The sequence below is a fragment of the Luteimonas sp. 9C genome, from assembly GCF_902506295.1.
Taxonomy (GTDB): domain Bacteria; phylum Pseudomonadota; class Gammaproteobacteria; order Xanthomonadales; family Xanthomonadaceae; genus Luteimonas.
Genome location: NZ_LR733312.1, coordinates 2,568,623 through 2,591,273, shown reverse-complemented (window position 1 = coordinate 2,591,273; position 22,651 = coordinate 2,568,623). Strand labels below are relative to the sequence as shown.

Below are 22,651 nucleotides of genomic sequence, written 5' to 3'. Positions count from 1 at the left end.
CCGTCGGCGCCAGCACGTCGGCCAAGCGCAGGCGGTATCGTGTGCGCTCACCAGAACCGGGAATCCCGATGTCTCGATCCACTCCGGGCGTCCGCGTCCGCCTGCTTCCCGTCCTGTTGCTGATCGCCGTGCCGGTCCTGCCCGCCCTCGCCGCGGACCGCATCACCGGCCAGCCCTTCGCGACGCGCAGCGAGGTGCACGCACCGCACGCGATGGCCGCGACCTCGCATCCGCTCGCCACCCAGATCGCGCTCGACACGATGAAGGCCGGCGGCAGCGCGGTCGATGCGGCGATCGCGGCCAATGCCGCGCTGGGACTGATGGAGCCGACCGGCAACGGCATCGGCGGCGACCTGTTCGCGATCGTCTGGGATCCGAAGACGAAACGTCTCTACGGTTATGACGGCTCGGGCCGCTCGCCGCAGTCGCTGACCCTGGCCGAGTTCCAGCGCCGTGGCCTGACCGACATTCCGCCGCACGGGCCACTGCCGGTCACCGTGCCGGGCGCGGTCGACGGCTGGTTCGCGCTGCATGGCCGCTTCGGCACGCGCCCGATGGCCGACAACCTGGCACCTGCGATCCGCTACGCGCGCGAAGGCCATCCCGTGCACGAAGTCATCGCCTACTACTGGGACCGTTCCGTGCCGCGCCTGGGCAAGTGGCCGGGCTTCACCGAACAGTTCACGATTCAGGGCCGCGCGCCGCGCAGTGGCGAGACCTGGCGCAATCCGAACCTCGCGAACACGCTGCAGGCGATCGCCGACGGGGGCCGCGACGCGTTCTACAAGGGCGACATCGCACGCACCATCGGCGACTACTTCGCCGCGAACGACGGCTTCCTGTCCTACGACGACCTGGCCGCGCACACCGGCAACTGGGTCGAGCCGGTGTCGACGACGTATCGCGGTGTCGAACTGTGGGAACTGCCGCCGAGCGGACAGGGCATCGCCGCGCTGCAGATCCTCAACCTGCTGGAACCCTACGACCTGAAGTCCTACGGCTTCGGCAGTCCCGAGCACGTGCATCTGTTCGTCGAGGCCAAGAAGCTGGCGTTCGCCGACCGCGCGCGCTGGTACGCCGATCCGGCCTTCCATCCGGCGCCGGTCGAGCGCCTGATTTCCAAGGACTACGCCCGCGAGCGTGGCGCGCTGATCTCGATGGCCACCGCGCTGCGCGAGGTGCAGCCGGGCACGCCGAAGCAGCTCGACGAAGGCGACACGATCTACCTGACGACGGCCGACGCCGACGGCATGATGGTCTCGCTGATCCAGTCCAACTACCGCGGCATGGGCAGCGGCATGGCGCCGCCGGGCCTGGGCTTCATCCTGCAGGATCGCGGCGAACAGTTCGTCCTGCGCGAGGATCATCCCAACGGCTACGCGCCGGGCAAGCGCCCGTTCCACACCATCATTCCCGCATTCGCGACGAAGGACGGCGCGCCGTGGCTGAGCTTCGGCGTGATGGGCGGCGCGATGCAGCCGCAGGGCCATGTGCAGATCCTGATCAACATGCTCGACTTCGGCATGAACCTGCAGGAAGCCGGCGACGCGCCGCGCATCCAGCACGACGGCTCGACCGAGCCCGCCGGCCAGAACACTGCGATGACCGACGGCGGCGAAGTGGATCTGGAGACCGGCTTTCCGTACGAGACCGTGCGCGCGCTGATGCAGAAAGGCCACTCGGTGCGCTTCTCGCACGGCCCCTACGGCGGCTACCAGGCCATCATGAAGAACCCCTACGGCGGCTGGACCGGCGCCAGCGAATCGCGCAAGGACGGGCAGGCCGCAGGCTACTGACCTAGTGCCTGCGCGCGGGTCGTCTCGCCACCGCATGCACGGGGCGGGACGACAGGCGGCGATGGCGCGCGGCGGGACGGGTGCTGATCGCGGTCGCGCGCGTCGCACGGGCGCGACCACGCCAGGCACGCGTCACTGCGGATGATCCGCCGCTCACTCGCGCGCGTGTCGAGCGAGCCCCGACCGCTGCGCCGGGCATCACCTCCCGATCGACGTCAGGCAAACCACGATCGACAGCGCGGCGCGTGTCTGCACGCCTGCGCCTCGCGCAGTCGCGACCTCGGGCGGACCACCGGCGCCGGTATGCTGGGCGCCTCTTTCCGGCCAGGCATCCGCATGATCCGTCCCGTTCTCGCGGTTGCGTGTGCGCTTGCACTGCTCGTCCCCGTCGCGCACGCGCAGGCGCCGTACGCGCGCTTCGACGACGCGCCCGTCGCGCAACAACAGGACACGACGGCCGATGCCGCATGGCGCAGCTGGTCGCATCGCAGCGCAGCCGCCCTGGCCGCCACCGGACAGCCGCGCGAACTGGCGTTCGCAGCCGTGCTGCGCGGGCTTGCCGATGCGCCTCCGGAACAGGCCGACACCGACACGCCTTCGCAGCCCGCAACGCCGGACGCACAGGCCAGCGCCTGGCGCCGCGACGCCGCAGCGCGCGCCGGCAGCGATGTCCTCGCCAACGCCCTGCTGGCGTACAGCGCCGATGAAGCGACGCGTCTGCGCGCCGCGCAGCGCTGGCTCGGCGCCGAACCCCAGAATCTCGCGCCGCTGCTGATGCGTGGCGGCGGCGTCGACGCGTTGCTCGCCGATGCGCGCGTCGCGACGCGATTCGAACTCGGCATGCTCGACCAGGTGCGCTGGATGCAGGCCGCACTGCTGCGCACACCGCCGACGCCGGCAGAGCGCATCGCACTCGCCGAGGCCGGCGACTTCGTGCCGACCGAACAGGCCGCGATCACCGCGATGGGGCTGTGGGCCGCGGTCGCAGTCCCCGGCCTCGACCCGCTGATGCAGGGCTGCACTGCCGAGATGGCCGCCGCGAATGCCACCCGCGCGCGCGACTGCCGCCATGTCGCCGACCTCATGGCCGACGCTTCGGATACCCAGCTCGGCGAGATGCTCGGCCTGGCCCTGCTCGAACGCCTGGCCACCACGCAGGCCGAACGTGCCGGCGCGCAGGACCGGCGCCGCGCGTTCGACTGGCGAATGCTCGAATGGGGCCGCGCCAACGCGGCCCTGCCGCGCGACGGCGCCGGTCAGTTCGTGCGGTTTCTCGCCGACCCGTCGGTCCGCACCGAGGCTGATCTCACCGCACGCGCGCTGCAGGCTGCCGGCATTCCACTCGACCCGCCTGCGGGCTGGCAGCCGCCGCGCTGAGGCATCCGGCCGCGCCGTCCGCGGCGCCGCATCCCCTGTTCAGCGCAATCGCGCAGGCGCACACTCGCGCCAGCGTCGGCGCCGCGCCGCCGCACGGGGACGGAGAGATTCGATGCGGAACATGCACACGGCTTGCGGCCTGCTGGCCGCGGCGCTGCTCGTCTGCGCCAGCGGCCCGGTCGCCGCGCAGGGCCACAGCCGCTTCACCCTCGGCGCGGGTTTCACGCCCGATCCGCAGACCGGGACCGGCGAGACCGGCGGCGCCACGCAGGCCACGCGGTTCGGACCGCAGTGCAGCGGCGTCATCGATGCCAGCCCCGATCACACCATCCAGGTGACCTCGCCGCTCGACCTGCGTCTGTCGGTCGAGAGCACCACCGACTCCACACTGGTCGTCGTCGGACCCGCCGGCGTGTTCTGCGACGACGACAGCGCCGGCCAGCTCGATGCACAGGTCGACGCGCGGCTCACGCCCGGCGAGTACGCCGTCTACGTGGGGCATATCGAACAGCCCGGCCGCTACACGCTGACCCTCACCGAAGGCAGCGGCGTCGCCGCGACCGGCGACGGGCAGTACGCGAACTTCACGCTCGGCGCCGGCTTCACCCCCGATCCGCAGACCGGCACCGGCGAGACCGGCGGCGGTGTCGAGGCCAGCCGCTACGGCGCGCACTGCGCCGGCATGATCGATTCCACGCCCGACCATCGCCTGACGATCACTTCGACCGTCACGTTGCGCCTGGCCGTCAGCAGCACGACCGATTCCAGTCTCGTCGTGACCGGACCGGGCAAGGTGCTGTGCGACGACGACGGCGCCGGCGCGCTCGACGCCGCGGTCGTCGATACCTTCCGCCCCGGCGAGTACGAGATCTACGTCGGCCATCTCGGCCAGGCCGGGACGTACCGGCTGGAGATCAGCGAGACGGAGTGAGCGCGTGGCCGCGGACAGCGGACGTTCTGACCGATGCATTCGGGGTCGCTTCCCGCAACACGCGACCTCCGCGTTCGGAAGAGAAGTTGAACGTGTAGCGCAGCCGGATCGGGACCGCATCGACTTCGACGCCATCGCTCTCGCAGCGGGGGTCCGAATCCGGGTCGATGCCGGTGGGGAACGTGCAGATTGCGGCGCCCAGGTAGCGCCAGCTGCGCAGCGTCGCGGTGATCGCATCGACGAATGGGATCGCGGCCGTATCGGCGGGATCCGCACACTCGATGTCCTCACGATCGGCCCCGATGTCCTCGACCACGCCGTCGGCGCCCACGACGAAACCGACGCACAGCCGCAGCTCGCCCTCGAGACGCGCGCCTTCCGGGAACGGCGGGTCTGGATCATGGATCGGCGCGGCCATCAGAAAGCGCTGATTCGATTCGACCGCGTGCACCTGCGCCATCGGCGGCAACACCATGGCGCGTTCCACCTGTTTGATGCGATGACTGCACGCGGCAAGTGCCGTGAGCACGCATACCGCAATTCCGACGTGTGCAGTGTATCGGGTCTTCATCCGGACTCCTGCCATTCGATACCTGAGTTCGCGCCGCCCCTCAATCCGCCGGCACCGTCCGTTCGCGCGCCCAGCTGCGCAGGGCGTCGACCTGCTCGCGCATCATCACCGACAGCGGGCGGGTGTCGCGCAGCGATTCGACGAGCATGGCTTGCGACAGCGGCGCGCCCACGGCGTGGGCCGCGTACAGCGCGGCGACGATGGCCTGTTCGATCTCGGCGCCGGAGAACCCGTCGGCCTCGATCGCGAGGAGCGGCAGGTCGAAGTCCGCGACATCGAAGCCGCGACGTGCGAGGTGCACGGCGAACACCTCGGCGCGCACGTCCGCGCCGGGCAGATCGACGAAGAAGGTCTCGTCGAAACGGCCTTTGCGCAGCAGTTCCGGCGGCAGGTCGTGGACCTGGTTGGCAGTCGCGACCAGGAACACCTTCGACTTGCGCTCCGCCATCCAGGTCAGCAGGAAGCCGAGCACGCGGCGCGACACGCCGCCGTCGCTGTCGCCGCTGGAGGCCAGGCCCTTCTCGATCTCGTCGATCCACAGTACGCAGGGCGCGAGCTGTTCGGTCGAGGCGATCGCGTCGCGCAGGTTGCGCTCGGTCTCGCCGTGGTACTTGTCGTAGAGCGTCCCGAAATCCAGCCGCACCAGCGGCACGCCGAAACCACCGGCGATGGCCTTGGCCAGCAGCGACTTGCCGCAGCCCTGCACGCCGAGCAGCAACACACCCTTGGGCGGATCGAGACCGGGCGGCGCGTCGCCTTCGACGAACACGCGGCGTCGCTGCTCGACCCAGCGCTTGAGCCGGCGCGCACCGGCGACATCGGCGAAGCCGGCGGTGTCGTATTCGTAATGCAGATGCCCGCTCTTGTTGAGCAGTTCGAACTTGAGTTTGGCCAGCGCCGGCAGGTCGTCGTGCGCGAGCGCGCCGTCGGCGTGGATCAGCTGACGGGTGATCCGGCGCGCGTCGCCCAGCGACAGGCCCTGCAGGTTGCGTACGATCTGGCGCACCGCATCGGCGTCGGCCTCGACGCGCCGGCCGCCGTGCTCCTGCTGATAGGCGGTGGCTTCCTCGCGCACCAGTTTCAGCAGCGCATCGGCATCGGGCAGGCGCGGGCGGAAGCGCACGGCCATGGTGTCGAGATCCGCCGGCAGTTCGACCTTGTGGCCGACCAGCACGATCACGTGCGGCAGGCAATGGCGGCGCTGTACCAGGTCGCGCAGCTGGCGCTGGGTGCCGGCGTAGCCGAGATAGGGATGGAAATCGAGCAGCAGGTAGATGCCGCGCTGGTCGGCGTCGCGGATCGCGGCCAGCGTGTTGCTGGCATCGGCGGCGGTGTCGGTCTCCGATTCGCCGTCCAGATCGACGCGGCGCAGGCCCTCGGTGATCGTCCAGCGGTACAGCGCGCGCCAGACCTGCACCAGCGACTGCCGGAACAGCTCGACCGCGCGCGGCTCGTCGGGCGTCTCGACGACGATCAACGGCGTATTGGCCCGGATCAGCGCGGCCAGGTCCTGCAGTTCACTCATGGGCGCGGCGCGCTCGCATTCGGGGAGGTCGATGTTAAACGTGCGGCGACGACCTGCGGTCGCGGGCGCCGCACGGCCGGTGTACGCTCGATGCGAACCGACCCGGAGACTGCGATGAAGACGGTACTGGTGGCCAGCTCCAAGGGCGGCGTCGGCAAGACCACGATCGCCACCCATCTCGCCGCGCACGCCGCGCTGGCCGGCGAGTCGACGGTGCTGGTCGATGCCGATCCGCAGCAGTCATCGACGCGCTGGGCCGAGCGCCGCGCCGGGCTCGAGGCCGCCGTGTTGCCGGTCGACGGCAGCGCGCGGCACAAGAAGGTGCTGGCCTCGATTCCCGACGGCGCGACGCGGCTGGTGATCGACGCACCCGCGGGCGCGATGGCCGACGACCTCGATGCGTATCTGGAGACCGCCGATGCGATCGTCGTGCCGGTGCTGCCGTCGGCGCTCGACATCGATGCGACCGTCGGCTTCCTCAACACGCTGGCCAAGCATCCGCGCGTGCGTCGTGGCCAGACCCGCGTGGGCCTGGTCGCCAACCGCCTGCGTCCGCACACCAACGCCTCGCAGCAGGCGCTCGCGCTGCTGGCGCAGTGGCCGTATCCGGTGATCGCGCAACTGCGCGACAGCCAGGCCTACGTGATGCTGGTCGGACTGGGCAAGAGCCTGTTCGATTACCATTCGGCGCAGGTGCGCGATCACCAGGACGACTGGGCATCCCTGCTCAAATGGGTCCGGAAGTAGCCGGTCCGCCGGCGCGTTCACCGCATCCGAACGCGTCGCCCGTCATGAAGTCACCAAACGAGGCTGCCGACCGCACATGCGCGAACTGATTCTGCTCCGCCACGCACACGCCGATCCCGCCCTGCCCGGGCAGGCCGATATCGACCGCCCCCTGTCGGCCGAAGGTCTGGCCGAAGCGGAGGCAGCGGGCCGCTGGCTGCGCGAGAAGGGCCTGACCCCCGACTGCGTGCTCTGCTCGCCCGCGCGCCGCACCCGCGAAACGCTCGAGGCGGTGCTCGCGGCGATCGGTTACGTCGACCAGCGCCTGGAACAGGGCATCTACGAGGCCACGCCCGGCGCGCTGGCGACGCTGCTCGACGAGCATCGCGACACCGGCCGCCTGCTGCTGGTCGGTCACAACCCGGGCCTGGAGCGTCTGGCCGCGCTGCTGCACAGCGGCCAGACCGGCGAATACCGGGGCATGCCGCCCGCGGGCATCGCGGTGCTGACCCTGCCCACGGGCGCCGCGGTCGAGCCTGCCGTCGCCGAGCTCTCGGCGTTCTGGTGGCCATAGGCGCGCAGGCGCCTGCTTCGTCCCACGCCGCTTCGCCCATGGTCCACGCTGCCGGCCTGCTGCTGCGTACGCTGGCAGGCCTGTGTCTGTCGTCGGTCTGCGTCGCATCCGCATGGGCCACGGCGGACGCGCCCGGCCAGTCGCTGGTGCTCGATACGAAGCGCTCGGAGATCGGCTTCAATCTCAGGACGCGCTGGGGCCAGCAGCTCGCGGGCCGCTTCGACGACTGGCGCGGCGACATCGCCGTGCTCGGTGACGGCCGCCATCAGGTGCGGCTGATCCTGGACGCGGGCAGTGTCGAAATCATCGACAGCCGCGCCTATACGCGCGTCACCCGCGGGCCGGGCGTGTTCGACGCCGCACGCTTTCCGGAAGTCCGCTTCGTGTCCGACCCCTACCCCGCCACGCTGGCCCGCGATGGCGGCGAGATGACCGGCATCCTCAGCATCCGGGGCGTGCAGCGCCGCGAGACCTTCCGGATCGCGGCGGCCGAATGCGCGCGGCCGGGGCTCGATTGCGACGTCATCGGCGAAGGCGACGTGCGCCGCAGCCAGTACGCAATGGATCGCTGGAGCTATGCGCTCGCCGACCAGGTGCGCTTCACGCTGCGGATCCGCGCACTGGACGCACGTTGATGCACGCGATCACCCGCACCCTGCTGCTCGCGTTGACGCTGGCGACCGCGGCCTGCACCACGCTGTCGCCGGCCAAGCGCGACGCCGCCGCGCACATCGCGGTCGAAGCCCGCTCCACCGAGGTCACCTGCGCACGCGCGGACGCCTGCGCGGCGCCGTCGCCGCTGCGCGATCTCGCCACGCAGGCCGTGGCACGCAGCACGCCGGCCGCGCCGCGGCACTACGCGCTGCTGCTCGAATACGGCCAGGACGCGCTGCTCGCGCGGCTGGACCTGATCCGCGGCGCGCAGCGCACGATCGACGTGCAGACCTACATCTTCGACGAGGACGACGCCGGTCACCTCGTGCTCGAGGAACTGCTGTCGGCCGCGCGGCGTGGCGTGCAGGTGCGGTTGCTGGTCGACCAGCTGGCGGCGATGCGCACGGTCGAGACCCTGACCGCACTTGCCGGCGCGCACACCAACTTCGAGATGCGGGTCTACAACCCGGTGCTGGGACGTGCGCGCATCAGCTATCCGCAGTACGCACTGGCCGCGGCGTGCTGCTGGCGCCGGCTCAACCAGCGCATGCACAGCAAGGCACTGCTGATCGACGGCATGGTGGGGATCACCGGCGGACGCAACTACCAGGACGATTACTTCGACTGGAGCGACAGCTTCAACTTCCGCGACCGTGACGTGCTGATCGCCGGCCCTGTGGTCGAGGCGATGGAGGAGAACTTCGTCGCGTTCTGGCACGCGCCGCTGAGCACGCCCGTCGAACAGCTGACCGATGTGGGTCGACACCTGCTGCGCAGCGGCGTGCCGCCAGTGTCGTTCCAGGATTACGAACGGCCGCGGCGGGTCGAGGCGATCCTCGAAGACGCCGGCGATGCGACGCTGGTGCGCGAGCGCCTGGTCGACGCCGCGCTGCCGGTCGGCCCGGTCGAGTTCATCGGCGACCTGCCCTCCAAGCACCGCCGCAACCGCGAGGCGGCGAAGGCCGCGAGCGCTTCGACCCCGCGCCTGCGCGAACTGATCGAATCGGCGCAGGACGAAGTGCTGCTGCAGACGCCCTATCTCGTGCTGTCGAAGCCGGCCGAACAGATGTTCTCCGATCTGCACGCGCGCTCCGACGCGCCGCAGGTGGTGGTGTCGACCAACAGCCTGGCGGCGACCGATTCGTTCATCACCTACGCGCTGTCGTACAAGTACAAGCGCCGCCATCTGCGCGACTTCGGGTTCCACATCTACGAGTACAAACCGTTTCCGGAAGATGCGCCGATCGATCTCGAGGTCACCGGCGCGGTGGGCATTTCGTGGAACGCCGACGGCAGCGTCAACATCGACGAAAGTGGCGTCGAGGGCGTCGCGACGACGCGCGAGGACATCATCGCCGCGCGGCCGGCCAGCGCCCCGCCGCTGACGCGCGAGTATTCGGCGCTGCGGTATGCGGGCATCGGCGTGAACCGGCGCGTGCCGCTCGACCGCACGGGCCTGCGCATGGGTCTGCACGCGAAGTCGCTGGTGGTCGATGCGCGCATCGGCGTGGTCGGCACGCACAACTTCGACCCGCGTGGCGACAACCTCAACACTGAAAGCGCCGTGGTCATCGACGACGCGCGCTTCGCGCAGCGCCTGGCGGACAGCATCCGCCGCGACATGTCGCCGGAGAACGCCTGGACGATCGCGCGACGCGACCCGCCGCCCGTGTTCTCGGGCGTCGACTACTCGATGGCCAAGGTGTCCGAGCGCTTGCCGATCTTCGACCTGTGGCCGACGCGCTACGCGACCAGTTTCGAGTTCCAGCCCGGGCCGGACTGCCCGGCGCCACTCGCGCCGGATGCACCGGGCTTCCGCGAGTGCTACGTCGCGGTCGGTGATTTTCCCCAGGTCAGCCTGGGCTTCCGGAGTCTGCTGACCCGCATCTTCACCGCGTTCGGCGCGGGCCTGGTGCCGATCCTCTGATCCGCCCGGACGCTGCAGCGCGGCGGCACCCGCCCCCGTGCGCCAGCCGCATCTCTCCACGGCCGCACTGACCCGCGGCGGCGCCCTGACGCCGTCGCCGCTCGGCTGAGCGCCCGCTGGCCTGCCCGAGCGTGTCCGGTGGGTCGCGGTCACGTGCCGCCCTGCCCGCCGTCCTGGATATCGAAGCCGGATCGCAGGTTCGGCATTAAATGAACAAACACTGAACATAAATGATGAATTCGCGGGATATGACTTCTTGCACGTGGTGTTATCGAACAGTGGTGTTGTAGTCTACCAACACACCGAAGCACAACGACCCCGAGGACACCGCCATGCAGACCCAGACCACCGCCGCCGCCCGCAACGCCAACGCCGCACTCGTCCGCCCGTTCGGCCTCGGCTACGGCCGCAGCAGCAGCTACGGCGCACCGCGCAGCTACAGCAGCGCTCCGGCGCCCGCCCGTTTCCGCGTCGCCTGATCCCACCGCACCCATCTCACCAGGAATTCCGCCATGTCCCGTCTGCACGCCATCGTCCATGCCGCCGCGCACCTCGCCCCGCCCGTCGACCGTCATCCGCCCCGCCAGTTCGGTCTCGGCTACGGCCACAGCAGCGGCTACGGCACCCCCCGCAGCTACGCCGCCGCGTCGGTCCCCGCGCGCTTCCGCGTCGCCTGATCCACACCCCGTCCATTCCGGAGATCCGCCATGACCCGCATGCACGCCATCGTCGAAGCCGCCGCCCACCTCGTCCCCGCGGTCGCCGCCCGTCCCGTCCGCCAGGCCGGTACCGGCTACGGCACCAGCAGCAGCTACGGCACCCCGCGCAGCTATGTCACCAACGCCGGGCCCGCGCGCTTCCGCGTCGCCTGATCCGCGATCGCCCGATCGCCACCCGGCGCCTGAAGCGTTCCGTCGATCCTCAGGAGTTCCGCCATGTTCCGCATCCACCGCAGCACCGACGCCGCCGTCCCGACCTGCCTCGCCGCGCCTGCGCGGTTCCATGTCCAGGTCCGCACCGCGCACCGTCCCGACGACATCCCGTTCCGGCTCGAAGTCCGCGACAGCGCCATGCCAGCGCGTTTCCACATCGCCTGACCGGCATCGCCGATCGACCACGGCCCACTGCGACCGGTACGCGCGCCATCGCGACGCGCCATCCCGCCGGTCGCGCTGCGCGGCGTCGCGCAACGGCCTAAGCTGCCGGGTTTCCCCCGGAGCCTTCTGCGCATGTTCCGCAGCGACACCACGCTCGACCAGCTCAACGCGATGTCCGCCGATACGGCGATTGCCGCGCTGGGCATCGTCTTCACCGAAATCGGCCCCGACTTCCTGCGCGCCACCATGCCCGTCGACGCACGCACCCATCAGCCGTTCGGACTGCTGCACGGCGGCGCGTCCGCGCTGCTGGCCGAAACGCTCGGCAGCAGCGCCGGCGGTCTGTCCGCGCCCGAGGGCTGCGGGGTCGTCGGCATCGAGATCAACGCCAACCATCTGCGCGGCGTGCGCGCCGGTCTGGTGACCGGCACCGCGCGTCCGCTGCATGTCGGTCGCAGTACCCAGGTGTGGGAAATCCGCATCGAGGATGCCAAGGACAAGCTGGTGTGCATCTCGCGCCTCACGCTCGCGGTCGTGCCGAAGCCGTGAGTCCATCCGCGCAGCGCGCCGTGCCGCGTTTGGGTATCGTGCACCGATGAGTTCCTCTTCCGTTCGCGCCGACGCCGGCGACACGCCGGCGCGCGTGTTGCGTTACTGCGTGCGCGTGCCGGTGCTGGTCTGGCACCTGGGCATCCATCTGCCGATCCTGCTGCTGTCGATGCTGCCGCCGATCGGCCGGCGCCGGCTGCGCAGCGGCGAGCGCATCGACCACCGCATGATCCGCTGGTGGCAGGGCGCCCTGATGGCGATCTTCGGCTTCCGCCTCTCGCGCACCGGCACGCCGCTGCCGGGTGCGGTGCTGTTCGTCGCCAACCACGTGAGCTGGGTCGACATCGTGGCGCTGCACAGCCAGCGCATGGTCGGCTTCGTCGCCAAGCGCGAGATCGCCGCCTGGCCGGTGGTCGGCTGGCTGGCCGCACGCGGCGAGACCATCTTCCACCAACGGGGCAGTACCGAATCGCTGGGCGGTGTGCTGGACGAGATGGTGGCGCGGCTGCGCGATGGACGTCCGGTCGCGGTGTTTCCCGAAGGCCGCACGCGCGATGGCGATACGGTCGGCCCGTTCCATGCACGCATCTTCCTGGCGGCGGTCGAAGCCGACGTCGCGGTGCAGCCGGTGGCGCTGCGGTACGGGCGCCACGGGTCGGCGCAGACCATCGTCGCCTTCGGTCCGCGCGAATCGTTCTTCGCCAACTTCGTGCGCCTGCTGGGCGAGCCCGCGCGCGATGCGGAGGTGATGTTCCTCGAACCGATCCTGCCCGGCAATGCGGAGGGCCGCCGGCATCTCGCCGAGGTGTCGCGCACCCGCATCGTCGCGGCGCTGGATGCACGGGCGTGAATCCCGCGCGTCCGTCGCCGGAGACGGATGCGGCGCCGGCCGCCGATGGCATGCGCGTGGGCGGCAGCGATTACGCGCCGCCGTTCTGGCTGCGCAATCCCCACCTGCAGACGGCGCTGGGCAGCAGCCAGTGGCGCCGACGGCGCGGTGCGCAGGCCCTCGCCGCGACCGGCGCGGTGACCACCGAGCATCTCGTCGACGGCGGTGAAGGCGTCCGCCTGCATGGCCTGCACAGCGTGGTGCCCGGGCGCACGCCGCGTGGCCTCGTGCTGCTGCTGCATGGCTGGGAAGGCAGCAGCGAATCTAGCTACATGCGCCAGACCGCCGCGCAGATGCTGGCGCTCGGCTATGCGGTGTTCCGGCTGAATTTCCGCGACCACGGCGACAGCCACCACCTCAACGAAGCGATCTTCCACTCCAACCGCATCGACGAAGTGGTGCACGCGGCGGTCGACATCGCCGCCCGCTTCGATCCGCGGCCGATGCTCGCGGCGGGCTATTCGCTGGGCGGGAATTTCGCGCTGCGGCTGGCGCTGCGCGCGCCGGCGGCCGGCCTGCAGCTGGCCGGCATCGCCGCGGTCTGCCCGGTAATCGACCCGGCGCGCACGATGCTGCAGATGGAGCAGGGTCACTACCAGCTCTATCTGCGCCATTTCGAACGCACCTGGCGCGCCTCGCTGCGACGCAAGCGCGACCTGTTCCCCGACCATCTCGACGTCGACGACGCCACGCTGCGCCTGGGGCTGCGCGATCTCACCGACTGGCTGGTGCGCACGCACACCGATTTCGGCACGCTCGACGACTATTTCGACGGCTACTCGGTGGCCGGCGATCGCCTGTCGGCGCTGCAGGTCCCGGTCGACATCCTGATGGCGGCGGACGACCCGGTGATTCCACTCGACGCCTTCCACGCACTCGCGCTGCCCGCGCACGCGCGGCTGGAGATCAGCCGCTGGGGCGGACATTGCGGCTTTCTGCTCGACCGCCATCTCGACGGGTTCGCCGAGCGTTGGGTGGCCGCGCGCCTGGATGCGCACGCCGATGCGGCGCGGACGTCGCCGACGCGCACGCGGCTGGCGACGGCGCTCCCTGCACAGGCCCACGCGCCGGGCGACTGAGCCGGGTGCGGCCGCTGTTCCGGCGCAGCCGCGACCGCCGCACGTCCAGCCTGCGTCACCCCGCCCGCTACAATGCCCGGCCTTGCCGTTCGTCGGCTTCGCGCCCGGATATCCAGCATGTCGCAACCGATCTACCAAGCCCTGCGCCGCGGCGCGAACACGGAAGCCGCCACCCTCGCCCGCCAGGCGATGGCCGCCGGGCAGACGGATATCCAGACGCTGAGCGCCGCCGCGCTCGCGTTCCGTGCGGTGGGCGAGCGCGAGGCCGCGCTGAAGACGGTCGATGCGGCGATCGCGCAGATGCCCGATGACGCGGAGCTGCACTTCCTGCGGGCCGGCATGCTGCTCGACACCCAAGACGTGTCCGGCGCGCAGGCCGCGTTGGCGCAGACGGTGGCGCTCGATCCCAACCAGTTCGGCGCGTATGTCGTGCAGGCGCAGATGGCGATCGGCCGCAAGGATCTCGACGAAGCCGAGCGGCAGACGAAGCTGGCCGCGCGCGTCGCGCCCGAACATCCCTGGACGCTGATGCTCGAAGGCGTGCTCGCCTCGCGCCGCAACGACCACGACCGCGCGCTGAAACTGCTGTCCGCGGCCTCGAAGGGCGCGCCGGACGATCTGCAGGTGATCAGCGCGCTGGCATTCGCGTATCTCGCCAAGGGGCACTTCGCGTTCGCCGAGCAGTCGTTCCGCCGCCTGATCGAGAAGACCGGCCAGGTGCAGCTGCACGGCCTGCTCGCCCAGATCCTGCTGCAGCAGGGGCGCCCGGCCGACGCGGCCGACGAGCTCGCCGTGCTGCTGGCCGACCCGGCCCACGCGACCCCCTCGCTGCAGGCCTTCGCCGGCGAACTCGAGCTGCAGGCCAAGCGCTTCGACCGTGCGAAGCCGCTGCTGCAGGCGGCCTTCGCCGCGCACCCCGATTCCCGCCGCGCCACCAACGGCGTGCTGCTGTTGTGGGAAGCGACCGGCAACACCGACGAGACCCGCACCACGCTCGACGACGCGCTGGCGCAGCATCCGCAGTGGGATCACCTGTGGATCGCCCGCCTGGCGATGGAGGCATTCGGCGACGAGGCCGCCGCTGCGGTCGTCGCGCGCTGGAACGCGGCGCGTCCCGACCATCTACCGGCCCTGCAGGCGCAGCTCGCGCTGGAATCGGGCACCGGCGCGCACGACGCCTCGGAAGCGACCGCGCGCAGGATCGCCACCATCGAGCCCGGCCACGGCCAGGCCAACGAACTGATCTACAGGCGCCTGCTGGACCGCGAGCCCGCGGCGGCCATCACGTTCGTCGAAGGTCTGCTGCCGGCTGCCAGCGCCCAGGCGCGCCCGCTGCTGCAGCGCTGGATCGGCATGGCCCAGGACGCGGCGGATCGACCCGCGGAGGCGATCGCCACGTGGAGCGCGGTGACCGCCGAGGCCACGGCGCAGGCGGGACCGCCGCCGGTGCCGACCGCCGCGCCGGCGCAGTGGCCCGAGCTGGCCAGCGCCGAGGGCGCACGGGCGCCCGCCGTGTTCCTCTACGGCGCGCCGGGCGCGCAGGTCGACCGCATCGCCAACGTGCTGCAGCGCGCGCTGCCGGAGTTCCGCAGCGACCGGTTCTCGTCCGCGGTCCAGGATCCGTTCCAGGACACCAACGTGCCCGCGCGTCTTGCCGAGGGCGTGTTCACCGCCGAACAGGTCGCCGACGGCTGGCGCGGGCAGCTGCCCGCGCGCGGCATCGGCGCCGATGGCGCGGTGATCGACTGGATTCCGTTCTGGGACAACGCCTGGCTGCTGGCGCTGCGCCCGCAACTGCCGCAGGCGCGTCTGCTGTTCGCGCTGCGCGATCCGCGCGACATGCTGCTCGAGTGGCTGGCCTTCGGCGCGCCGATGGCGATGCGGGTCACCGATGCCGACGACGCCGCGCGGTGGCTGGCCACGCACCTGGCGCAGATCGCCGACATCATCGAGCAGGATCTGTTTCCGCACACCGTCGTGCGCACGGATGCGCCGGGCGAGGATCTCGAGCGTCTGGCCGCGCGGTTTGCAGAAGCACTCGGCGTGCCCGCGTTCCCGACCCCGCCGCGCGAGCTGCTGGGCCCCGACCGCATTCCGGCCGGGCGCTGGCTCGCGTATCGCGAGGCGCTGGCCGCACCGTTCGCCACGCTGACGCCGGTCGCGGTGCGCCTGGGCTACCGTCAGGACTGATCCTCTTTTTTGCGGAGACACCATGCGACTCCACAGCGACAGTTTCGAACACGGTCAGCCGATCGCGGCCACGTTCGCCGTCGGCACCGCCGACGGCTTCGGCGGCAACCGCAATCCGCATCTCGCCTGGGACGACGTGCCCGCCGGCACGCAGTCCTTCGCGCTGCTGTGCCTGGATCCCGACGCGCCGACCGATCCGTCACTCGTCGGCAAGGCCGGCGTCGAGATTCCGGTCGAACACCCGCGCGGCTCCTTCGTGCACTGGGCGGTCGTCGATCTGCCGGCCGGCCTGCGCACGATCGCCGAAGGCAGCGCCAGCGATGGCGTGACCCAGGGCGGCAAGCGCCGGCCGCCGGGTCCCGACGGCGCCCGCCAGGGCCTCAACGACTACACCGGCTGGTTCGCCGGCGACAAGGATCTGGCCGGCGACTGGTTCGGCTACGACGGCCCGTATCCGCCGCCGAACGACCTGCGCACGCACCGCTACTTCTTCCGGCTGTTCGCGCTCGACGTCGCGACGCTCGACGTGCCCGAGCGCTTCACCGCGAACGACGTGCTGCGTGCGGTGCAGGGCCACGTGCTGGCCGAAACCACGACCTGGGGCAGCTACGCGCTGCATCCGGAGGCGGCCAAGCCCTGATCCTGGTCGGCGTTGCGACTGCTATCGTCGCCGTCACGTCGCATGAAACGGATCGCTCCTCTCCCACCGGGAGAGGGGCGGTGTGCGGGCAGCAGGTCGCCGCCAGGACCGACTGCCGCGCGTCAGCGCGCCACGCGCTCCGACTCCACCACCATGTCCAGCACATACGCCTGCGACGGCGCATCGGCCGGTGGGTCGGTCACGTCGAACCGCTGCACGCGCAGCACGGTGCGCACGCCGTCCTCGAACGTGAAGCCTTCGATGTCCTGGTACATCGGAGCCCACTCGGCATCGCCCGGCGAACGCACGCCTTCGTCGTCGTACTGCACCTCGCGCGTCTGCAGGCAGCGATGGTCGGGCATCAGCGGGTGGCTGCAGGCCATGCGCTCGGGGGCGACCTCGAGGAACACCGTCTCGCCGTCGCCGCCGTAACGGGTGGCGGGCGTCGGCGCGCCTTCGAACGCGAGCACATCGCCGGTCTGCAGGTGCAACGTGAGCCGGGGCGGCGTGCCGGCGGTCAGCGCGACGCGGTGCGTGCCGGGCAGGCGCTGGCCGATCTCGCGCTCACGCGCGGTCAGCTGCGGATCGGTGCAGGCCATCAGCGTCGAGATCACCTGGTCGACGGTCAGACGGTCGTCGTCCAGCGTCACGTTCGCACCCATGTGGTTGCAGGCATTCGACACGCGCAGGCCGCCGTCGGCGAAGTCCAGCTGCAGGGCGTCGCCCTCGCCGTCGAGCAACGCGTCGATGCGGGCGCCGCGACCGGTGGTCGCCTCGAGCAGACGCCAGTGGTAGGCCTCGAGCGTGGCCGCATGATCGGCCGGCGCCGCATCCGGAATGGCGTCGGCAGCGGCCTGCGCCGGCGCCGCGTCCGCAGGGTTCGGCGGCGTGGAGCCGCCGCAGGCGGCCAGGGCAAGCGGCAACAGCAACATCAGGGGGCGGCGCATCGGCGTCTCCTCGGTGCGGAACGGACCAGCCAGCGTAACGGGCGGCGGCGGAAGGCCTCGTGTGGGCGGTGCGCGACGCGATGTCGATTTCCGGCATCCGGCAACGTCGTACCCGTGACACCGCCCGCCGGCGGCCCTGCGAGGACACCCCGATGCGTATCGATCCCTACCTGTATTTCGACGGCCGCTGCGCGGAGGCCCTACAGGCCTATGCCGCGCTGCTGGGCGGCGCGCTCATGCTGATGTCCTATGCCGACGGGCCGCCACCGCCGGACGGCGCGGTGCCGGCACCCGAGCGGATCATGTACGGCCATCTGCCGATCGGCGCGCAATTCCTGATGGCCTCCGACGTGCCGCCGGGCATGCCGCTGCCGGCCGCGCCGCACGCGTTCGTCAATCTGGGCGTGGACACCGACGCGGATGCCGAGCGCATCTTCGCCGCGCTGTCCGAAGGCGGCGACGTGCGTGTCGCGATGACGGACACCTTCTTCGCGCACCGGTTCGGCATGGTCGTCGACCGCTTCGGCACCGGCTGGATGGTCATGCGTTCGAAACAGGGCTGCTGAGTCGTCCGCCTCGTCCACTGCACAGGAACCCCGCCATGCACCGTCCCCAGATCTACGTGAATCTCCCGGTCGAAGACCTCGACCGCAGCGTGCGGTTCTTCACCGCGCTCGGCTTCGCCTTCGACCCGCGGTTCACCGACGACAACGCGACCGCGATGATCATCGGCGAAGACAGCTTCGTCATGCTGCTGGTCCGCCCGTTCTTCCAGACCTTCACCCGCAAGCCGCTGGGGGCGCCGGCCCATGTCGGCGCGATCATCGCGCTGTCGCAGCCCGACCGCGCCTCGGTCGATGCGATCGTCTCGCGGGCGCGTGCCGCCGGCGGCACGGTGCCCGGCGCGCCGGTCGACCACGGCTTCATGTACCAGCACGCGTTCGAGGATCCCGACGGACAGCTGTGGGAAGTGATGTACATGGATCCGGCCGCGTTCTCCGCGGCGTGAGCGCGGCCCCGTGCACGTCGCCGCCGCGCGTTGCACGCCAGCGCCGCAGTGCGGCTTGCCCGGCGGGGTGCGGGATGCTGTCATCGGCGCCCATGGACACGGCCGCCCTGCACCGCACGATCGAGACGCTCTGGCGCGACGAGGTGCCGAAGATCATCGGCGGCCTGATGCGCGTGGTGCGCGATCTCGACCTCGCCGAGGAGCTCGCCCAGGACGCCCTGGTCGCCGCGCTCGAACGCTGGCCGCGGGACGGCCTGCCCGACAATCCGGGCGCGTGGCTGATGACCACCGCGCGTAACCGCGGCATCGACCGTCTGCGACGTGGCCAGCGCCTCGACGCGCACCACGCCGAACTCGCACGCGAGATCGAGCAGGCGCAGCGCGAATCCGATGCGCGCGCGCAGGACACACTCGACGACGTGATCGGCGACGACGTGCTGCGGCTGATGTTCGTCGCCTGCCATCCCGCGCTGACGCTCGAATCGCAGGTGGCGCTGACGCTGCGCCTGGTCGGCGGCCTGACCACGGACGAGATCGCGCGTGCGTTTCTGGTGCCCGAAGCGACGATCGCCCAGCGCATCGTCCGCGCCAAGAAGACCATCGCGAACGCCGGCACACCGTTCGAAGTGCCGCAGCGCGCCGATCTGCCGGCGCGCCTGTCGGCGGTCCTGCATGTGCTGTATCTGGTGTTCAACGAAGGTCATGCCGCGAGCAGCGGCGACGACTGGGCGCGGCCGGACCTGTGCGCCGACGCCCTGCGGCTGGCGCGCGTGCTGGCGACGCTGATGCCGCGCGAAGCCGACGTGCATGCGCTGCTGGCACTGATGGCGCTGCAGGCCTCGCGGCTCGCTGCACGTACCGATGCCAACGGTCGGCCGGTGCTGTTGCCCGACCAGGACCGCACGCGCTGGGATCGTGGACTGATCGACACCGGCCTCGCGTCGCTGGCGCGGGCACGGACCGCGCGCGGCCCCGCGCCGCCGGGCGGCTATGAACTGCAGGCCGCCATCGCCGCCTGCCACGCGCGCGCGTCCGGCGCCGGAGAGACCGACTGGGCGCGCATCGCAGCGCTCTACGGACATCTGCTGGCGCTGACCGGATCGCCGGTGGTGGCGCTCAACCGCGCGGTCGCGATCGGCATGGCCGCAGGGCCCGCCGCGGCATTGCCGCTGGTCGACGCCCTGGCGGACGACGACACGCTGGCCGGCTACCACCTGCTGCCGGGCGTGCGCGGCGACCTGCTGGCGAAACTCGGGCGGCACGCGGAGGCGGCGGATGCGTTCGAACGCGCGGCCTCGCTGGCGCGCAATCCACGCGAGCGGGACTGGCTCGGTACGCGTGCGACGGAATGTCGGACGAAGGAGTCCGCTTGAGCCCTCCCCCGCGTGCGGGGGAGGGTTGGGTGGGGCGAACGTTCCGCACGCGTCGAAGTGATCCGGGCGACACGTCGATCCATCGCTCGATCCTGATATCGCCAGCGCTGACGGATTGCCCCCACCCCACCCTCCCCCGTAGACGGGGGAGGGCTTCAGAGCGCTCAATCCCGCAGATGCACCGGCGACCGCCGCGGCCAGGCCGCCAGCAGCGCCCACAGCCCGCCGACACCGGCGACCCAGGTCGCGACCGGCAGGCCGACGAAACTCGGGCCACCCGCTTCCAGCGCGTACAGCACCGCAGCGACGATCAGCAGGCCGACGCCGAGGATCGCGGCGACCATGCGCTTCTGCATGCCCTGCATCGTCGCGGTGAGCGCGGCGAGATCGTCGGAACGCATGCGCAGTTCGTGGCGGCCTTCGACCTGCTGCTTGAGCCAGCCGTGCAGCAGGCGCGGCATGTCCGGCGCCTGGGTGATCAGTTCCGGCAGACGGTCGCGGAATTCACGGCCGAGTCGCTGCGGGCTGTAACGCTCGACGAGGATGCGTTCGAGCACCGGCCGGGCGACGGCCCAGATGTCGAGCTTGGGATCGAGCAGACGACCGATGCCCTCGATGCTCAGCAACGTCTTCTGCAGCAGGATCAACTGCGGCTGCAGGGTCAGCTGGTAGCGCTGCGCGGTGCGGAACAGCTTGCCGAGCACTTCGCCGAGCGAGATCTCCGACAGCGGCCGGGTGAAGTACGGCTCGCAGACCGAACGCACGGCGGCTTCGAGTTCGTCGATGCGGATGTGCCCGGGCATCCAGCCGGCCTGGATGTGCAGCTCGGCGATGCGCCGGTAGTCCTGGCGGAAGATCGCCATGAAGTTCTCGGCGAGGTAGTACTGATCCTCGCGCGAGAGCTGGCCCATGATCCCGAAATCCAGCGCGATGAAGCGCGGATTGGTCTTGCGGTCCGGAGCCACCCAGATGTTGCCGGCGTGCGCATCGGCGTGGAAGAAGTTGTCGCGGAACACCTGCGTGTAGAACACGCGCACGCCCTTGGCCGCGAGCGCCTTGCGGTCGATGCCGGCGGCGTCGAGCGCGACGATGTCGTCGCTGGGAATGCCGTGCACGCGCTCCAGCGTGAGTACGCGCTGCGTCGTGCGTTCCCACACAGGCGCCGGCACGTAGAGATCCTGCGAGCCGGTCCAGAACCGGCGCAGCACCGAGGCGTTCGCTCCTTCGCGCTGCAGGTCGAGTTCGGCGGCCAGCGTGTTCTCGATCTCGGCCACGACTTCGCGCGGGCGGATCTTGTCGGCGTTGGGATGGGTGCGGTCGACCAGCGCGGCGAGATTCTTCAGCAGCGCAACGTCGGCGGCGATCTGCTTCTCGATGGTGGGGCGCAGCACCTTGACCACGACCTCGCGGCGCGGATTGCGGTCGTCGGCGGGCAGCGTCGCCGCATGCACCTGGGCGATCGAGGCCGACGCGAGCGGCGTGGTGTCGAAGGCCTCGAACGCCTGCGCGATCGGCATGCCGAGCTCGCGCTCGATGATCGCCTGCGCCTGGGCGCCGTCGAACGGCAGTACGCGGTCCTGCAGCAGGGCGAGATCGTCGACGATGTCGGGCGGCACGAGATCGCGACGGGTCGAAAGGATCTGCCCGAACTTGACGAAGATCGGCCCGAGTTCCTGCAACGCCAGACGCAGGCGCGCCCCACGCGACTGCGCGGCGATGTCGGCCGAGGCCCGCGGCACGAACGGGCGCGCGAGCTTGAGCCAGCGCTCGGCCGGCGTGCCGTCGAAGAGATCGTCGAGGCGATAGCGCAACAGCACGCGGCCGATGCGCGAGGCACGCAACACGCCCTTCATGCGGACGGACCGCGCGACAGGCGCGCCACACGCGCCGCGAGCCGCTCGACATCGTCGCGCAGCACGTCGACGTCGTCGTTGAAGGCCTCGAGTTCGTCGCGGCCGAGCACGTCGCGCGATTCCTCGGTCACGTAGTCCACCGCGCTCTCGGTCAGCGTGCGCCCCAGGCCCTGCGCCTGCTGCAGCGCGCTCGCGAACGCATTCGCGACCTGCACGCCGATGACCTCGCCGAATACCGCCACGAACGGCTTCTGCCAGTCGGGATCGAACCGCCCCGCGAGCGTCTGCAACCGGCGCGCGAGCTCGGCGTCGCCCGAGACCCGCACCTTGCCGATCGGCGGTGCATCGTCGCGGCGCAGGAACGGCAGTTGCGACAGCACGCCGGCGATCGTCGTGCGCACGGCGAGATCGGGTTCGACGGCCTCGTCGACCGGACCGACCCGCAGGCGCTCGCCGTCGACGCGCAGTTCCAGCGCCAGTGGGGGCGAGGCGAGGGTCAGCGCGATGCGCTGCCCGTCGAGTCCGGCGAGCGCGGCGCGCGTGTCGGCATCCAGCGCGAGCGCCTGGTTGAGCGCGGTCTCGAGCGCGCGTCCGGCGATCGGCTTGAGCGCCGCGAAGGGAGAGGGTAGGAGTCCGGCCATGGCCGCATTGTAGCGGCCGATTCCGCACGGCCGGCGTCATCGCGCATGCGCACCCGACATGTGCGTCGGGTGCCCGCGGCACACAGCAAAACGCCCGCCGAAAGGGCGGGCGTTTCGCGTCACATCGAGGTGCGGGCGTTACGGTCGACGGCCACGCAGCATCGAGATCACCGCCAGAATCAGGAACACGACGAAGAGAATCCAGGCGATGTTGGTGGCGGCGCCTGCGACACCACTGAAGCCGAGGACACCGGCGATGATGGCGACGACAAGAAAGATAACGGCATAACGAAGCATGGGTGG

Annotated in this window: 25 protein-coding genes; 19 read left to right on the top strand and 6 right to left on the bottom strand. The window is 70.8% G+C overall.

The annotated features are described in order from the left end of the window. Positions 1–68 precede the first annotated feature (68 nt). From ggt to CURTO8I2_RS11845, 3 genes are all read left to right on the top strand, one after another. The gene (ggt, locus tag CURTO8I2_RS11855) at positions 69–1,796 is read left to right on the top strand and encodes a gamma-glutamyltransferase (protein WP_159681271.1); all 1,728 of its coding nucleotides are present in this window, start codon (positions 69–71) and stop codon (positions 1,794–1,796) included. 336 nt (positions 1,797–2,132) lie between these two features. Next, the gene (locus CURTO8I2_RS11850) at positions 2,133–3,173 is read left to right on the top strand and encodes a hypothetical protein (protein ID WP_159681270.1); all 1,041 of its coding nucleotides are present in this window, start codon (positions 2,133–2,135) and stop codon (positions 3,171–3,173) included. Between the two features lie 112 nt (positions 3,174–3,285). Continuing rightward, positions 3,286–4,104, top strand: coding sequence for a hypothetical protein (locus CURTO8I2_RS11845; protein ID WP_159681269.1), 819 nt, complete (start codon positions 3,286–3,288; stop codon positions 4,102–4,104). On the opposite strand, the gene CURTO8I2_RS11840 is transcribed toward CURTO8I2_RS11845, so the two are convergent. Together CURTO8I2_RS11840 and CURTO8I2_RS11835 are read right to left on the bottom strand one after the other, a co-directional pair. Beyond that, positions 4,088–4,579: a hypothetical protein gene (locus tag CURTO8I2_RS11840; RefSeq protein ID WP_159681268.1), complete on the bottom strand. Its 492-nt coding sequence runs from the start codon at positions 4,577–4,579 to the stop codon at positions 4,088–4,090. The two genes, CURTO8I2_RS11845 and CURTO8I2_RS11840, sit on opposite strands and share 17 nt — an antisense overlap. 136 nt (positions 4,580–4,715) lie before the next feature. Beyond that, entirely contained in the window at positions 4,716–6,200 is a 1,485-nt protein-coding gene (locus CURTO8I2_RS11835; protein WP_159681267.1) for an AAA family ATPase, read from the bottom strand. Positions 6,201–6,314: 114 nt separating this feature from the next. On the opposite strand from CURTO8I2_RS11835, the gene CURTO8I2_RS11830 reads away from it, so the two are divergent. From CURTO8I2_RS11830 to CURTO8I2_RS11770, 13 genes are all read left to right on the top strand, one after another. Next, positions 6,315–6,947: a ParA family protein gene (locus CURTO8I2_RS11830; protein ID WP_159681266.1), complete on the top strand. Its 633-nt coding sequence runs from the start codon at positions 6,315–6,317 to the stop codon at positions 6,945–6,947. A 76-nt stretch (positions 6,948–7,023) separates the two neighbouring features. After that, positions 7,024–7,500: a histidine phosphatase family protein gene (locus CURTO8I2_RS11825; protein WP_159681265.1), complete on the top strand. Its 477-nt coding sequence runs from the start codon at positions 7,024–7,026 to the stop codon at positions 7,498–7,500. Positions 7,501–7,538: 38 nt separating this feature from the next. Next, positions 7,539–8,135, top strand: a complete 597-nt coding sequence (locus tag CURTO8I2_RS11820; RefSeq protein WP_159681264.1) for a YceI family protein — start codon at positions 7,539–7,541, stop codon at positions 8,133–8,135. Then, positions 8,135–10,081 (top strand): phospholipase D family protein, encoded by a 1,947-nt coding sequence (locus CURTO8I2_RS11815; RefSeq protein WP_159681263.1) that lies wholly within the window; start codon positions 8,135–8,137, stop codon positions 10,079–10,081. Before CURTO8I2_RS11820 ends, CURTO8I2_RS11815 begins: the two co-directional genes overlap by 1 nt. A 332-nt stretch (positions 10,082–10,413) precedes the next feature. After that, positions 10,414–10,560, top strand: coding sequence for a hypothetical protein (locus tag CURTO8I2_RS11810; RefSeq protein WP_159681262.1), 147 nt, complete (start codon positions 10,414–10,416; stop codon positions 10,558–10,560). Positions 10,561–10,593: 33 nt separating this feature from the next. Continuing rightward, positions 10,594–10,758 (top strand): hypothetical protein, encoded by a 165-nt coding sequence (locus tag CURTO8I2_RS11805; RefSeq protein WP_159681261.1) that lies wholly within the window; start codon positions 10,594–10,596, stop codon positions 10,756–10,758. 30 nt (positions 10,759–10,788) lie between these two features. After that, positions 10,789–10,953 (top strand): hypothetical protein, encoded by a 165-nt coding sequence (locus CURTO8I2_RS11800; RefSeq protein ID WP_159681260.1) that lies wholly within the window; start codon positions 10,789–10,791, stop codon positions 10,951–10,953. A gap of 63 nt (positions 10,954–11,016) precedes the next feature. Then, a complete protein-coding gene (locus tag CURTO8I2_RS11795; RefSeq protein ID WP_159681259.1) occupies positions 11,017–11,178 on the top strand; it encodes a hypothetical protein in 162 nt (53 codons plus the stop codon). A gap of 132 nt (positions 11,179–11,310) precedes the next feature. Beyond that, entirely contained in the window at positions 11,311–11,727 is a 417-nt protein-coding gene (locus CURTO8I2_RS11790; RefSeq protein ID WP_159681258.1) for a hotdog fold thioesterase, read from the top strand. Positions 11,728–11,773: 46 nt separating this feature from the next. Then, on the top strand, positions 11,774–12,577 hold the full coding sequence (locus CURTO8I2_RS11785) for a lysophospholipid acyltransferase family protein (protein WP_159681257.1): 804 nt from the start codon (positions 11,774–11,776) through the stop codon (positions 12,575–12,577). Positions 12,578–12,633: 56 nt separating this feature from the next. Continuing rightward, a complete protein-coding gene (locus CURTO8I2_RS11780; RefSeq protein ID WP_159681675.1) occupies positions 12,634–13,695 on the top strand; it encodes an alpha/beta fold hydrolase in 1,062 nt (353 codons plus the stop codon). Positions 13,696–13,812: 117 nt separating this feature from the next. Beyond that, on the top strand, positions 13,813–15,885 hold the full coding sequence (locus CURTO8I2_RS11775) for a tetratricopeptide repeat protein (RefSeq protein WP_159681256.1): 2,073 nt from the start codon (positions 13,813–13,815) through the stop codon (positions 15,883–15,885). Between the two features lie 22 nt (positions 15,886–15,907). After that, positions 15,908–16,525, top strand: coding sequence for a YbhB/YbcL family Raf kinase inhibitor-like protein (locus CURTO8I2_RS11770; RefSeq protein ID WP_159681255.1), 618 nt, complete (start codon positions 15,908–15,910; stop codon positions 16,523–16,525). Positions 16,526–16,647: 122 nt separating this feature from the next. Here CURTO8I2_RS11770 and CURTO8I2_RS11765 read toward each other — a convergent pair whose 3' ends face one another. Further along, positions 16,648–17,472, bottom strand: coding sequence for an META and DUF4377 domain-containing protein (locus CURTO8I2_RS11765; protein WP_159681254.1), 825 nt, complete (start codon positions 17,470–17,472; stop codon positions 16,648–16,650). Between the two features lie 152 nt (positions 17,473–17,624). Here CURTO8I2_RS11765 and CURTO8I2_RS11760 point away from each other — a divergent pair, with 152 nt between their 5' ends. From CURTO8I2_RS11760 to CURTO8I2_RS11750, 3 genes are all read left to right on the top strand, one after another. Further along, on the top strand, positions 17,625–18,038 hold the full coding sequence (locus CURTO8I2_RS11760; protein ID WP_159681253.1) for a VOC family protein: 414 nt from the start codon (positions 17,625–17,627) through the stop codon (positions 18,036–18,038). A 35-nt stretch (positions 18,039–18,073) separates the two neighbouring features. Then, positions 18,074–18,481 carry a VOC family protein gene (locus CURTO8I2_RS11755; RefSeq protein WP_159681252.1) on the top strand — a complete coding sequence of 136 codons (408 nt, stop codon included), beginning with the start codon at positions 18,074–18,076 and terminating at the stop codon, positions 18,479–18,481. 92 nt (positions 18,482–18,573) lie between these two features. Then, the gene (locus tag CURTO8I2_RS11750) at positions 18,574–19,854 is read left to right on the top strand and encodes an RNA polymerase sigma factor (RefSeq protein WP_159681251.1); all 1,281 of its coding nucleotides are present in this window, start codon (positions 18,574–18,576) and stop codon (positions 19,852–19,854) included. A gap of 164 nt (positions 19,855–20,018) precedes the next feature. Here the strand turns inward: CURTO8I2_RS11750 and ubiB are convergent, their stop codons facing one another. The 3 genes from ubiB to CURTO8I2_RS11735 form a co-directional block, all read right to left on the bottom strand. Next, positions 20,019–21,707, bottom strand: coding sequence for a ubiquinone biosynthesis regulatory protein kinase UbiB (gene ubiB / locus CURTO8I2_RS11745; RefSeq protein WP_159681250.1), 1,689 nt, complete (start codon positions 21,705–21,707; stop codon positions 20,019–20,021). Then, positions 21,704–22,348, bottom strand: a complete 645-nt coding sequence (locus CURTO8I2_RS11740) for an SCP2 sterol-binding domain-containing protein (RefSeq protein ID WP_159681249.1) — start codon at positions 22,346–22,348, stop codon at positions 21,704–21,706. Before CURTO8I2_RS11740 ends, ubiB begins: the two co-directional genes overlap by 4 nt. Positions 22,349–22,486: 138 nt before the next feature. Further along, on the bottom strand, positions 22,487–22,645 hold the full coding sequence (locus tag CURTO8I2_RS11735) for a DUF1328 domain-containing protein (RefSeq protein WP_159681248.1): 159 nt from the start codon (positions 22,643–22,645) through the stop codon (positions 22,487–22,489). Positions 22,646–22,651 lie beyond the last annotated feature (6 nt).